Origin of the sequence: Streptomyces sp. DH37 (assembly GCF_029813835.1) — a bacterium.
GTDB lineage: Bacteria > Actinomycetota > Actinomycetes > Streptomycetales > Streptomycetaceae > Streptomyces.
On the sequence record NZ_JARVKV010000102.1, the window covers coordinates 1 to 13,668 of the forward strand.

The 13,668-nt window shown below is 71.8% G+C and carries 9 protein-coding genes; 1 reads left to right on the top strand and 8 read right to left on the bottom strand.

All coding sequences use genetic code 11. The features are described 5' to 3' along the window. Positions 1–448: 448 nt before the first annotated feature. The 8 genes from QC029_RS29230 to eccD form a co-directional block, all read right to left on the bottom strand. Positions 449–817 (bottom strand): hypothetical protein, encoded by a 369-nt coding sequence (locus QC029_RS29230; RefSeq protein ID WP_279558854.1) that lies wholly within the window; start codon positions 815–817, stop codon positions 449–451. Then, positions 804–1,265: a YbaB/EbfC family nucleoid-associated protein gene (locus tag QC029_RS29235; protein ID WP_279558855.1), complete on the bottom strand. Its 462-nt coding sequence runs from the start codon at positions 1,263–1,265 to the stop codon at positions 804–806. The genes QC029_RS29230 and QC029_RS29235 overlap by 14 nt, the downstream gene beginning before the upstream one ends. 44 nt (positions 1,266–1,309) lie before the next feature. Next, complete coding sequence (locus tag QC029_RS29240; protein WP_279558856.1) at positions 1,310–4,630, bottom strand: AAWKG family protein; 3,321 nt, start codon at positions 4,628–4,630, stop codon at positions 1,310–1,312. Positions 4,631–4,712: 82 nt separating this feature from the next. After that, positions 4,713–5,180, bottom strand: coding sequence for a type VII secretion system-associated protein (locus tag QC029_RS29245; RefSeq protein WP_279558857.1), 468 nt, complete (start codon positions 5,178–5,180; stop codon positions 4,713–4,715). A gap of 100 nt (positions 5,181–5,280) precedes the next feature. Further along, entirely contained in the window at positions 5,281–5,601 is a 321-nt protein-coding gene (locus QC029_RS29250) for a WXG100 family type VII secretion target (protein WP_279558858.1), read from the bottom strand. 50 nt (positions 5,602–5,651) lie between these two features. Beyond that, positions 5,652–5,993 carry a hypothetical protein gene (locus QC029_RS29255; RefSeq protein WP_279558859.1) on the bottom strand — a complete coding sequence of 114 codons (342 nt, stop codon included), beginning with the start codon at positions 5,991–5,993 and terminating at the stop codon, positions 5,652–5,654. A gap of 176 nt (positions 5,994–6,169) precedes the next feature. Continuing rightward, entirely contained in the window at positions 6,170–7,684 is a 1,515-nt protein-coding gene (gene eccB, locus QC029_RS29260) for a type VII secretion protein EccB (RefSeq protein ID WP_279558860.1), read from the bottom strand. A 21-nt stretch (positions 7,685–7,705) separates the two neighbouring features. Next, entirely contained in the window at positions 7,706–9,112 is a 1,407-nt protein-coding gene (gene eccD, locus QC029_RS29265; protein WP_279558861.1) for a type VII secretion integral membrane protein EccD, read from the bottom strand. A 494-nt stretch (positions 9,113–9,606) separates the two neighbouring features. Between eccD and eccCa the strand changes: the two genes are divergently transcribed. After that, entirely contained in the window at positions 9,607–13,602 is a 3,996-nt protein-coding gene (eccCa, locus tag QC029_RS29270; protein ID WP_279558862.1) for a type VII secretion protein EccCa, read from the top strand. Positions 13,603–13,668 lie beyond the last annotated feature (66 nt).

Sequence of the window (13,668 nt, forward strand, 5' to 3'; positions counted from 1 at the left end):
GAGGGCGTCGGTGGGTCTTTCGCCGATCAGGAGGAAGAACAGCCACTGTTCCTCATCGGAGAAGTCGATCTCGTCGCGGATGGCCACCCTCACCCCACCCCGTCACTGCCCGCATCCACCGAGACGCTTCGGACGACCGTGCCGATGAAGGCGGTTGCCGCCGCGTCGGCGCATGGCGATCCCGGGGCGCGCAGATGGGAGCGGAGGGGTTTCCTGCCCTGTCCGCCTGCTCCGTCGCTGCGGTCCACGGAGCCCCCCGGGGTGTGCTTGTCGCTCATCCGTCCTTCAACCGCTCGGCAGTGGCGCGCTGGAAGGAACCGCCATCGACAGCTCCGACGGCGGTTCCTTCCGGGCGGCCAGGCCTCCCTGCCGTCTCTGTCCGCCCGTCAGTACGTCGAATGCGCAGGATGGTTTCTCAGGGAATCCGGCTCTGTCCGAATCGCCCTCGTCACCGCCTTCCGCCATCGGTGTCCAGGTCGTCCCCCTGCGCGGACAGCAGAGAGTCGATGTCGTCCTGGGCCTTCTGGTTGGGTCTCTCGATCTCGTTGAGGGTCTGGGTCTGGGCGCCGACGACCGCTGTTATGGCCCCCGCGAGCGCCTCCAGCACCGAATCGACGTAGCCCGTGGTCTCTTTCCACCGGGGTTTGAGGTTCCCCGAGATCTCTTCGCTGCCGCTTCCCGTGTAGTCCTCGTAGAAGTACTGCCCCCGAAGGAAATCGCTTCTCAGAGCCGGCAGTCTCTTGGCGATCCCCTCCATCTCCGCCCGCAGGGCCGCCAGCCTGCCGGGGTCCGCGTCGAACGAGTCACCGCCCGCCATGGCCGCCGTCCTCCTCTATCTCGTCGCGCAGCCGGTTGCCGACCTTCCGCCGTCCCCGGTCGGGTTCCGCCGTGGCGGCCAGCGGGCCGAAGATCCGTTCCCAGTCGATGCCCGTGCCGGGGGCGGCGTCAGGCTCCCGGGCATGGCGCGCGGCCAGCGGCTGGAAAGCCTCCATCACCCGGCGCGCCATCTGCCCACGGCCCTGCTGGACCGCTTCGAGCACGGAGGCGGCCAACTGTGCGGCGCCCATCGTCCGGTACCTGCCGTCGAGGAACTTCAGCTGGGTCAGCTCCCCCTGCGGCCCCACGGTGACCTCCACCGAGCGGTCGCGGGAGAGCACGGTCGTCGACTCCTGCCGCAACCGCTGCTCGGCCTGCGCGACGGCCGCCCGGGTCGCCTCCAGTTCGGCCCTGGCCTTGGCCAGCCGTTCCGCGAACTCGTTCTCCATGTGTCAACTCCTCGCAATCCGTCCGCGCGCCGCCGGTCGGCCGTTCACCGGCCGATCACCGCCGGCGCGCCTCCCTCGTCCGTGCCCCAGACGTCCTCGTCCTCCGCCAGCCAGGAGGAGCGTTCGCGGTCGCCGCTCTCCTGCGACTGGGGCGGCGGCGCGCCCGCCCCGCCCATGGGGGGCATGAAGGGCATGCCGGAGCTCGTGGCGCCGCCCCGCTGCGCCGCCGCGACGTCCTCGTCCCGGTACCGGTTGGCGTTCCTGCCGCGGGCGGTGACGACCGGTGTCGTGTCGTACACGTTGCGGACCCGTCCGCCGGAGTCCGCGCCGCCCGACATCTGGCCGCCCATGGTCATGCCGGGGGGCATCATCGGCATCATCGGGGGGCCGCCCTGCGCGCCGGCCGCCGCGGGCCGCTGGCCGCCCAGCACTTCGTAGGGATCGGACGAGCGGCTGTCGTACAGCTCCTCCTCGTATCCCGGATAGGAGGAGCGGAAGTCGGTGCCGTGGTCCGGGCGGCTCGCCGGGACGCCCGGGGTGAGCGGTGTGGTCTCCGTCCTGCCGTCCGGGTAGGTGGTCGTCATCTGGCCCTCGTCCGGGTCGATGACCACGGAGCGGCCGTCGGGGTAGTCCGTGGTGAGGGTGCCGTCCGGGTTCAGCGTCGTCCAGCTGCCGTCGGGGTTGCGGATGGACTCACCCGGGCTGAGGTTCTCGATGTCGACGCTTCCGTCCGGGCGGACGGTCACGGAGGTGCGCTCGTCCGGGTCGACGGTGGTGTAACCGCCGTCGGAGAAGCCGGTGGTGACCGAGCCGTCCGGATTGAGGATCGTCCGGCTGTCGTCGAAGTCGGGCAGCGACGGCCCCTGGCGCCGCAACTGCTCGAACCGCTCCTGCAACTGCTGCTGTCGCTGCTGCTCCGTCTGCAGTTGCCGCTCGCGCTGCTCCTCCTGCCGCTGCTGCAGTTCCTCCTGTCGCTTCTCCTGCTGCCGCTGCAGTTCCTCCTGCCGCTCCTGCTGCTGCCGCTGCAGTTCCTCCTGCCGCTCCTGCTGCTGTTCCTGGTACTCCCGCTGCTGCCGCTCGCGCTCCGCCTGCCCGGCTTCGAGTTCGGCCTGTCTGGCCTCCTGTTGGGCCTGCAGTTCCTGCTGCCTGCGCTCCTGTTCGGCGCGCAGCTCCTCTTGGCGGCGTTCCTGTTCGGCCTGTCTGGCCTCCTGCTGGGCTTGCAGCTCCTGCTGCCGGCGTTCCTGCTCCTCCTGGCGCTCCTCGTACTCGGTCTCCGTCTTGATCCGCTGCTGTTCCTGCTTCTCCTCCAGTTCGCGCTGCCGCTCTTCCTGCCGCTGCTGCAGTTCCTCCTGCTTGCGTTCCTGCTCCCGCTCCCGCTCCTCCTGCTCGGCCTCCAGCTCCTCCCGCTTGCGTTCCTGTTCGGCTTCCTTCTCCTCCTGTCTGGCGTCGAGTTCCTCCTGGCGACGCCTCTGCTCCTCCTTCTCCTTCTCCCGATCGGCCCTCGCCTGAGCGAGCGCCAACGTCTGCGCCTGCTGCTGCTGTTCCTGGTACTCCCGCTGCTGCTGCTCGCGCTCCGCCTGCTTGGCCTCGAGTTCGGCCTGTCTGGCTTCCTGCTGGGTCTGCAGTTCCTGCTGCCTGCGCTCCTGTTGGGCCTGCAGTTCCTGCTGCTTGCGCTCCTGTTCGGCGCGCAGCTCCTCCTGTCGGCGTTCCTGTTCGGCCTGCTTCTGCTCCTGCCGAGCCTGCAGTTCCTGCTGCCGGCGCTCCTGCTCGGCTTCCTTGGCTTCCTGCTTGGCCTCGAGTTCGGCCTGTTTGGCCTCCTGCCTCGCCTGTAGTTCCTGTTGCCGGCGTTCCTGTTCGGCTTCCTTCTCCTCCTGTCTGGCGTCGAGTTCCTCCTGGCGACGCCTCTGCTCCTCCTTCTCCTTCTCCCGGTAGGCCCGCTCCTCCTCCAGGATCTTCTGCTGCTGCTCCTCCCGCTCCTTCTCCTTGCGCTCGAGCTCCTTCTTCTGCTCCTCCTGCTCCCTCTTCAGTTCCTCCTGCTGGCGCCTCTGCTCCTCCCTGTCCTTCTCCGCCTGCTCCCTGGTCCGCTGGTTGATGTCATGGGTGAGGCTCTGGGAGAGCGTGGGGGCGCCCTTGGAGGAGACCGGCTCCAGGGAGACGGAGAAGGAGTCCTTGACCTTCATGATCGCCGTCTTGGCGGCGCCGCCGAGTTCTCTGTCGAGGGTGTCCTGCCAGTTGGCGATGGCCTTCTCGCCGACCCTCTTCCAGGTCTGCAGGTCCATGTAGTGCCCGTAGTCGGGGTGCCCGTTGACGAACTCCCCGTCGTCGCTGCCGACCACCGCGACCGGGTTCTCCATGTCGATGTAGGAGTACGCGTGCCCGATGTTGGTCTTGCTCTCGTACTCGAGCGACACCGGTTTGATGTTCGTGTTCCAGATGTGCTCGGTGAGGTCCAGGAGGATGTCGTGGAGGAAACGCAGCGGGTTGCCCCGCCAGAACTGCCAGTCGTTCCAGACCAGCTTCAGCTCCCCCACCGCCTCGACGAAGTTCGCCCGCGCGTTCTTGAGCTTCTCCGCGTGGCGGGAGCCGGCCGCCCCGGCTCTGGGCATGTCCGCGCTGAACTCCTCGTACATCTTGTCGAGCTTGGAGATGAGGTCCATGAAGACCCCCGCCGCCTGGCCCTTCCAGGCCGCGTCCTCGTCGCCGAAGCGCTTGTGCCACCTCTCCAGTTCCTTCTTCTGGCTCTCGAAGAAGATCGCGGCGCGGGTGAAGGCGTCGGCCGCCCGGTCGAACGAGTTGTAGTCGACGGCGTTCTCGATCGCTACGTGGATGCCGTTCCACTCGAAGTTCGCGGTGGTGCGTCCCCACAGGAGGGCCTCCATGGCCAGCCCTCCTCCGTAGGAGTACTGGGAGAGCTTCAGGTCGCTCCACTGGCCCGGCTCGCCGCCGCCCGGCCGCTCACCCTGGAAGCCGCCGCCCTGGAAGTAGCCGTAGCCGGGCGGGGCGTCCGTGCTCCGGCTGCCCAGGAGCCTGATGGCAGCCTGCATCAGCTTCACCCTGGTGCGCGGGGGCTGGTTCCACTCCCGGGAGCCGTTCTTCGGGAAGTAGAAGGGGACCACGATGTTCATGTCCTCGATGGAGGAGCCGGAGTTGTTCGCCCGCCAGTAGAGGTTGTCCGTGATGACGTAGAGGTCCTCCTCCGGACCCGGCGACGGCATCTCCGAGATCTCCACCTGCATCAGGGGAATGCCGTCGTTCCCCACCAGCTCGTCGAACACGTCCTGCCGCTGGGGAAGTTCGTATCCGGTGAACAGCCTGACGGCCTGATGCCAGTAGTCGTCGTTGGAGTGCGCGGGGTGGACGGGCATGGCGGTTCTCCGTCAGGCGGGGTGGGAAGGGCGGCGACGTCAGGCGGGGAGGAGGGAGAGGGGGCCGGCGGTGGCGGGGCGGTCAGTCCCCCTTGCCGCCGGTGCCGCCCTGGGAGAGGACCTGGTCCACGCCCCAGAACTCCTCGATGACGTCCTCCCCGTCGATCTTGACCAGGGTGTCGTTCTCCGCGTTGAGGTACTTGTCCACCATCTCCTCGGAGCACTTGATGATCTCGTCGAAGAGTTCGTACTGGGTCTCCAGGACGGTGACGACCGACTGCGCCGACTTGTTGACCTCCTCGGGCAGCCCGGTCCTGAAGGGCCCCTCGCCCGTGGCCATGAAGCCGATGGCCAGCGGGGTGCGCAACCCGAACCAGTCGGGGTTGTCGGGGTTGTCCTTACCGATGATCTGCGCCAGCGAGGGGGCGAAGCTGTCGCTTCTGGTCATCTTGTCGATCTCGCGGAGGAAGGGCTTGATCTCCTCCTCGATGAACTGCCGGATGCCCTCCTTGTCGAACTCGAGCCTCGGTTCCTTGGAGTCGTCCGCCATGGTGCTTCCTCTCCTGACTGCCGGGGGTGCCGGACTGGCGGGGGCTTCCCCCGGCCGTCCTCTTCCCGGGACGGCCGGGGGAAGCGTTCGCGTGCGCGGCTCAGCGCCGCAGGCCCACCTGCTGCCAGCCCATGGTGACCGCGTTGTCGGTGTGCCTCATGTCGTCCACGATCTGGTCCAGCAGCCTGCTGTCCTTGTCGATGATCTGCCGCATGGCCTCGACGGCCCCGTTCCACTCCGCCTGCCGCTTCGTGTACTCGTCGGCGCCGTCACCGACCCACGACGACTTCAGGGCCGTGAGTTCCATCTCCAGCTGGTTGAGGGTGTTGGCGATGGCCACGGTCTGCTGGCGCAGGTTCTCGGCCGCGTTGTTCGAGTGGTTGTAGTCGACGTGGATATAACCGTCGGTGTATTCGGACACGGCTGTCTTCTCCTTTTGGGGGCGGAAAGTCGGAGGCGGTCGGGAAGCGGTCAGCGGCCGGTGAGGGCGTCGAAGACCTCTTCGTCCTGGGCGTACTGCTGGTCGATGTTCTCCAGGCTGGAGCCCTCCTGGAGGCCGTAGACCCGAAGGGTCTCGTTCAGCTCGTTGACCATGCTCTCCAGGGCGTTGAGGATGAGGTCGGCCTTGTCCTCCCACTTCCTGATGAGGTTGTCGTACTTGGCGCCGATCGCGCCGCCGAGGTGCGGATTCAGACCGACCCGGGTGTCGGTGACGTCCTGGCGGCACTTGAAAATGCCGCTGTAGGCCATTTCCAGGGCCTGGATTCCGTTACGGGTCGCGGTCTCGCTCGACTGCAACATCTCGCCGGCCATGTGCTGCCTTCCTTCGGAGTACGTCCTGGACGCGGTGTCCGGGTGATGCGCACGGTGATACGCACGAAACGGGTGGCGGGCAGTGAGCATAGGAAAGGGAGCCTTGCGGTCACCTTGCCTGCCCGCCTGCCCGCCTGCCCGCCTGCCCGCCCGGACGCCCGGACGCCCGGACGGACTCAGTCCTCCCCGGACCCCGCGGTGGAAGCCGCCTCGGTCCTCGGTACGGGGGCGCACCGCTGCGCGGTGGTCACCGCCTTGCCCCGGGCTGCCAGGGCCGGATCGAGGTCGGGGCCGGTCGGCAGCATCGACAGCAGCGGGGAGGGCAGCTCCCGGGGCCGCGCGGACCCGTAGCCCAGGGCCTGCAGGGCGTCCTGGGTGGGGATCCGGTACTTCATCCCCGTGTCGGTCACCAGGTAGAGGGTGTCGCCCAGCCGGCTCCCGCCGGCCCCCAGGGCGCGCACCAGCGCGCCGCCGCCCGGCGGTACGGTCACCCGGTCGACCGGGACGCAGGCCGGAGTCAGGTTCTCCGCGGGGGGATGCGCGACGGGGCCGAGCGAGTGCGGCGCGACCAGCGACACGCTCACCCGCGGCCCCCTGTCGTCGGGCTGCACCCGTACGCACACCAACTGCTCCGCGGTGACCTCCACCAGCTCGGGCGGGGACTGCGGCAGGTCCGCGAGGTCCGGGGACTCGCCGACGGGCGCCAGACGTCCCTCCAGGGCGTCCGCGCCCAGGCCGACGGCGACGGGCGCGCGGCCGTCGTAGGCGTCCGCGCGGGTGCGCGGGTCGCCCAGTGCCAGAGCCGCGCCGGTGGCGGTCAGCGGGGCGAGGCCGTCGAGCCGCAGCAGGTAGTACCGTTCCGCCGCGCCCGGCGACGCGACCTTGAAGACCTGCCCGAACCTGGTGGCGCGCCCTTCCAGGGCCGGTCCCTTCCCGCCCCGCTCCGGCACCCGCGGCGGGGCCAGGTCGGGCCCGGCCGGCAGGGAGTTGAGGAAGGCGGCGCTGACCGGGACGGGCCGGGCGGAGTCGTAGCCGAGCGCGCCCAGCGCCCCGCCCGCGCGGTCCAGCCGGAACCTGCTGCCCCGCCAGACCAGATGCCGGGAGGAGTCGGGTCCGGCCACCAGCAGGGCCACCGTGCCGTCCAGTCCCCGGCCGTCGGCCGCGCCGCCCACCGCGAGGGTGGTGGTGGCGAGCAGGCCCGGTGAACGCGGCGTGGGGACGCCGGCGGCCGGGGCGGAGCACACCTGCCAGGGACCGGTGGCCAGGTCGCCGGCTCCGGGCAGGGAGTCCGGGGCGCCGGGCACGCCCACCGGGGTGCCGCGCGGGGTGGAGCGCAGCGAGGCGGTGCGCACGTCGGTGCTCTTCAGCCCGTCGCCGCCCAGCAGCCGCGCCGAGGCGTAGTTGCGCACCGGGCGCAGCCGGCCGTCGAGGTACAGGTAGCGCGAGCCGGTGTCCCGGTCGACGATCAGGGCGCCGGAGGACCGCCAGGAGTCCTTGGTGCCCGGTGAGATCAGACCGATGACGAACGCGCCGGCCGAGACGACCAGGGCGATGATGATCCCCAGGGCCACGCCCCGGTTGGTGCGGCCCTGCGGGCTCTCCGGCCCGTCCGGGTCGGCGCGCAGCATGCTGGAGGTGAGCCGGCCCATGAGGAACATGTGGGCCTGCACCTGATCGCGTTTGGACTGCATCGGTGTCCGTCCCCTCGTGGTTCAGCCGTTGAGCGCGCGCAGCGCGCCGTAGACGCCCAGCACCCACAGCACCAGCGGCAGCAGCGCGATCGCGGTGGCGGACTGCAGCAGTTCGGCGGCGCGGCCCCAGTAGGGCACCAGGCGCCTCCCCGGTACGGTCCACGCGGCGATGGCGGCGCCGGCGGCCACCGCCAGCAGGGCCGCGACCAGCAGCAGCCGGGAGTCCGGGCCGGAGTCCAGGACGTGCGCCCGCACCAGCAGGGCCCCGCCCCACAGGCCGGGCGCCACCAGCATCAGCCGCTGGAGGGTGTTGCCCAGGCCGCGCGCGTGCAGCAGCAGCAGTGCCGACAGCACCGCGATGGTGATGGTCTGGGACAGGTCGATCTCGCGGGCCATCCCGGTCACGGCGGCGGCGCAGATCACCCCGGCGGCGCCGTACAGGCCGGTCATCCAGCCGTCGGCCAGGACGGCGCGCTCGGCGACGTCGCCGGGGGAGTGCGGCTCGATGCCCTCCTGGAGCTGCTGGGCGTTGGTGGGCAGCGGCGGCATGCGCAGGCCCGACAGGCGGAACGACAGCGAGGGGACGAACGCGCCGAAGACCACGGCCGCCAGGGCGAGGACCGCCGCCGCGTGCTGCGGCGCCAGGCCCGCGGCGAGCATGACGGCCGCCGCCAGTGCCCCGGCCGCGGCCGTCACCGCCACGCCCAGGAAGAGCGAGGCGAACGCCGCCACCGCGGCCACCGCGAGCACCGCGCCCCCGGCCGCCGCCGCACTGGCCGCCAGCAGCCGCGCCCCCAGCACCTCGGGCAGCCGGTCGCCGCTCAGCTCGCCGCCGGGCACCAGCCATCCGGCGAGCGCCAGGTACGGGGCGACCATGAAGCCCAGTGCCGCGCCGGCGCCCGCGTCGCCGACCGCGCGGCTGGCGGAACCCGCCCCCGCCAGCAGCAGCAGTCCGACGCCCGCGCAGACCGCGGCGCGCGTCAGGGCCGCGGCCGAGGTGCCGGGCAGCGCGAGTATCACCAGGACCGCCACCAGCGGCGCGATCGCGCAGCCGAGCAGGACGCGCCTGCTGACCGTGGGGCTCCAGCCGTAGGGGCGGTCCCGCATGGTGGTGGCGATGCCGTCGACCAGGTCGTCCAGCCGCACCTCGGGCAGGGTCTCGGCGCGCGGCCGCAGGTGCAGCGTCTCGCCGTCGCGCAGGCCGAGCGCCTCCAGGGTGCTCTCCTCGTCCAGCGGTTCGCCGCCGAGGCGCTGGAGCGTCCAGCCCCCGTGGTCGATCCCGGACTCCGCCAGGTCGTCGCCCCCGTAGCCCAGCAGGGCGGGCAGCAGGTCGGCCACCGGGATGTCGGCGGGTACCGCCAGGTCGATGCTCTTGTGGGGGGTCCGTACCGTCAGTCGGCACAGACCCGCCACGGTGTTGTCAGTCATGGGATGGCTCACGCTTCTCCGGGTCTCCGGGATGCCGGTGGGTGTCCGTGGGGGGCGGCGGGTGCGGCAGGAGGAGGAGCGGAAGCGGCGGCAGCGGGCGCGGCGGGAGGAGCGGCGCGGGAGGTGCGCGCGGAACGGTTGCAGACTACTCGACGTGTGCGGCGCGGCGTGACGCGCACGGGAGCGTGAGGGCCGGGCTGGCCATCCGCGTACCGGGATCGTAAGGTCGGAACCGCGCTCCGGGCCACCCGCCCGTACCGCGCCCGCGCTCCGGCCGCCGCTCCTCCTCCCGGCGGGCCGCACCCTTCACCCGCCCCCGTTCCACCGCGGCGTGCCGCGGCGCCCGGCGTTCTCCGTTCCGTGCCCGCCGCTCCGCACCCGTCCATGCCATCCCCGGCCATCCCCGGCCGTGCCCGCCGCAGCGCGGGCGCCCGGGCGGCGCCGACGCCGTCGCCGCCGTGTGCCACCGTGAACGTCGTTGAGGAGACCGTCCGTTGAGTGTCGTGCTGTTCCGCAGGCCCGCCCGGCGCCGCGGCCCGGACATGCCCGAAGGCGAGCTCAGCCTCCAGGAGCCGCCCACCCTGCCCGAGGTGGTGCCCGACAGCTCCGCCGTGTGGAACTACCTGCCGATGGCCCTGATGTCGGTGTCGATGATGCTGATGTTCCTCAGGCCCAGCCGGGGCGCCGCCGGCAGTTTCATGTACCTGGCCATCGCCCTGATGGTGATCGCCTCGGCGGCGATGATCCTGGGTCAGTTCATGCGTCGCAGCAGCGAACGCAAGCAGAAGCTGAAGGGCGAGCGCCGCGACTACCTGCGCTACCTCTCCCAGGTGCGGCGCAAGGTGCGCGCCGCCGTGGCGGAGCAGCAGAAGGCGCTGGCCTGGCGGCACCCCGACCCCCGGGCGCTGTGGGCGCTGGTGGGCACCACCCGGCTGTGGGAGCGCCGGACCGGCGACGAGGACTTCGCCGAGGTGCGGCTGGCGATCGGGGACCAGAAGCTGGGCCTGCGCCTGGCCCCGCTGTCCACCCAGCCGGTGGAGGACCTGGAGCCGCTCTCGGCGCACGCGCTGCGCAGCTTCATCCGCGCCTACACCACCGTCCCCGACCAGCCCATCGCGATCTTCCTGCGGTCCTGGTCGCGGGTGCTGTTCCGGGGCGACGAGGAGGGGATACGCGCCGTCGTCCGGGCGCTGCTGGCCCAGCTGGCGGTGTTCCACTCGCCCGAGGACGTGTGGATCGCGCTGTGCGTGTCCGACGAGCGGCGCGAGGAGTGGGACTGGGCCAAGTGGCTGCCGCACGGCCTGCACCGCCAGGACAACGACGGCGCCGGGCCGGTACGGATGATCGTCTCGGCCTTCGGCGAGCTGGAGGACCTGCTGGGGGCGGACTTCTGGGAGCGTCCGCCCTTCGACCCCGACGCCCCGGCGGGCCGCGAGGAGCCGTTCACGGTGGTCGTGGTGGACGGCGTCGCCGTTCCCGGCGGACACCGGCTGGACGGTCCGGGGCTGCGCAACACCGTCGTGCTCGACCTCACCGGGGAACTGACCTGGCGGCCGGGGCGCACCGTCCTGCGTCTGGAGGTCGCCGACGGGAAGGTGGCGCTGGTGCGCACCGACCGGGACCGCAAGGAGCAGGCCACCCCGCTCGGCCGCCCGGACGCCTTCGGCCCGGTGGCCGCGACGGCCCTGGCCAAGCAGCTCGCCCCGTACCGGATGAGCATGGGCACGGACGTGTCCGAGCCGCTGTCCGGCACCATGAGCCTGACCTCCCTGCTGGGCATCCCGGATCTGTACCGGCACGAGCCGGCCGCGCTGTGGGAGCGGCACACCGGCGGCGCCCGGCTGCGGGTGCCCATCGCGGTGAGCGCCGAGGGCACCCCGGTGGAGCTGGACATCAAGGAGTCCGCGCAGGGCGGCACCGGCCCGCACGGCATGCTGATCGGTGCCACCGGCTCGGGCAAGAGCGAGCTGCTGCGCACCCTGGTGCTGGCCCTGGCGCTGACCAACTCCTCCGAGACCCTCAACTTCGTCCTGGTCGACTTCAAGGGCGGGGCGACCTTCCTGGGGCTGGACGAGCTGCCCCACACCTCGGCCGTCATCACCAACCTGGCCGACGAGGTGGCGCTGGTGGCCCGTATGCAGGACGCGCTGCACGGTGAGCTGATCCGCCGCCAGGAGCTGCTGCGGGCGGCCGGGAACTACACCTCCGCCCTGGAGTACGAGAAGGCCCGCGCCGCGGGCACCCCGCTCCAGCCGCTGCCCAGTCTGTTCGTCGTGGTCGACGAGTTCAGCGAACTGCTGGCCGCGCACCGCGAGTTCATGGAGCTGTTCGTGGTGATCGGCCGGCTGGGCCGGTCCCTGGGCGTCCACCTGCTGCTGGCCTCCCAGCGCCTGGACGAGGGCCGCATGCACGCCCTGGAGAGCCACCTGTCCTACCGGATCGGCCTGCGAACCTTCTCCGCCATGGAGAGCCGCGGCGTCCTGGGCGTCCCCGACGCCTACCAGCTCCCCCCGCAGCCCGGCAGCGGCTACCTCAAGACGGGCGTGGACGCCCTCACCCGCTTCCGCGCCGCCTACGTCTCCGGCCCCTACAAGCAGCGCGGCGGCACGGCCAGCCGGGCGCGGATCGCCAGCCAGGTGATGCCGTGGACGGCGGGCTGGGTGGTGCCCCGGGAGCTGCCCGAGACGCCCGACGTCCCCGACGGCGAGGAGCCGGAGGAGGACGAGAGCGCCCCGTCGCTGCTGTCGGTGGCGGTGGAGCGGCTGCGCGACTCCGGCCCGCCCGCCCACCAGGTGTGGCTGCCGCCGCTGGACGCCCCGCCCACCCTCGACCAGGTCCTCCCCCCGCTCACCCCCGATCCCCACCTGGGCCTGACCACGGCGGACTGGCCCCGGCGCGGCAGGCTGACCGTCCCCGTGGGCATCGTCGACAAGCCCTTCGACCAGCTGCGCGACCTGCTGACGGTGGACCTGTCCGGGGCCGGCGGCCACGTCGCGGTCGCCGGCGGCCCGCAGAGCGGCAAGTCCACCCTGGTCCGCACCCTGATCACCGCCCTCGCCCTCACCCACACCCCCCGCGAGGTGCAGTTCTACTGCCTGGACTTCGGCGGCGGCACCCTGGCCTCCCTGTCCGGACTGCCGCACGTGTCCGGCGTCGCGGCCCGGGTGGACACCGAGCGGGTGGGCCGCACCGTCGCCGAGGTCACCTCGCTGCTGACCCGCCGCGAGAAGTTCTTCCTGGAGCACGGCGTCGACTCCATGGCCACCTACCGCCGCCGCCGGGCCGCCGGGGAGTTCGCCGACGAGCCGCACGGCGACGTCTTCCTGGTGATCGACGGCTGGTCCACCGTCCGCCAGGACTTCGACCGGCACATCACGACCTTCAACGCCCTGGCCGCCCGCGGCCTGAACTACGGCATCCACCTGGTCGTCACCACCGCCCGCTGGGTCGAGCTGTCGGCGGCGGTGCGCGACCAGGCCGGCACCAGGCTGGAACTGCGGATGGGCGACGCCATGGACTCCACGGTGGACATCCGCCGTGCCGCCGCCGTCCCCCGCATCCCCGGCCGCGGCCTGACCGGCGACAAGCTCCATTACCTGGCCGCCCTGCCCCGCATCGACGGCGTCGAGGACTCCGAGGACCTCGCCGAGGGCGTCGCCGCGCTGGTCGCCTCCGTCGCCGAGAGCTGGACGGGCCCGGCCGCCCCGGCGGTGCGGATGCTGCCCGCCACCCTGCCGGTCGCCGAACTGCCGGCCGCCGAGGGCGACTTCCGGATCCCGATCGGCATCGAGGAGGACGGGCTGGCCACCGTGTGGCACGACTTCGCCGAGACCCCCCACCTGATCGTCGTCGGCGACACCGAATGCGGCAAGACCAACCTGCTGCGGCTGGTCGCCAAGGGCATCACCGAGCGGTACACCCCGGCCGAGGCCCGCATCATGGCCGTCGACTACCGCCGCGAACTGGTGGAGAAGGTGCCCGAGGAGTACCGGCTGGGCCACGCGGTCTCCCTCGACGCGCTCAAGGAGCTGATCGGCGGCGCCGCCCGGGCCGTCAGGACCCGGCTGCCGGGCAAGGACATCCCGCCGTCCCGGATGAAGCGGTGCGACTGGTGGACCGGGCCGCGGCTGTTCATCCTGGTCGACGACTACGACCTGCTGGGCACCTCCCCGATGAACCAGCCCTTCGACCCGCTGCTGGACCACCTGGCCATGGGGTGGGAGTTGGGCGTGCACCTGGTCGTCACCCGCTCCGCCGCCGGCGCCGGACGAGGTCTGTCCGAGCTGCTGATGCGGCGGCTGCTGGAGGTCAACACCCCCGGTCTGCTGATGTCCTGCCCGCCCACCGAGGGCTACCTCTTCGGCAGCATCAAGGGGCGCGAGCTGATCCCCGGCCGCGCGCTGCGCGTCACCCGCCGCAGGAACACGCAGATCCAGACGGCGCTCATGGAGGGCAGCGGAGACGGGGACCGGCCCGGCGACGGGGACTGAGGGGCCGTCCTACCCGGGCCGTCCTCCCCGGGGCCGGGCCGTCCTTCCCGGGGCTCCGGGAAGGAC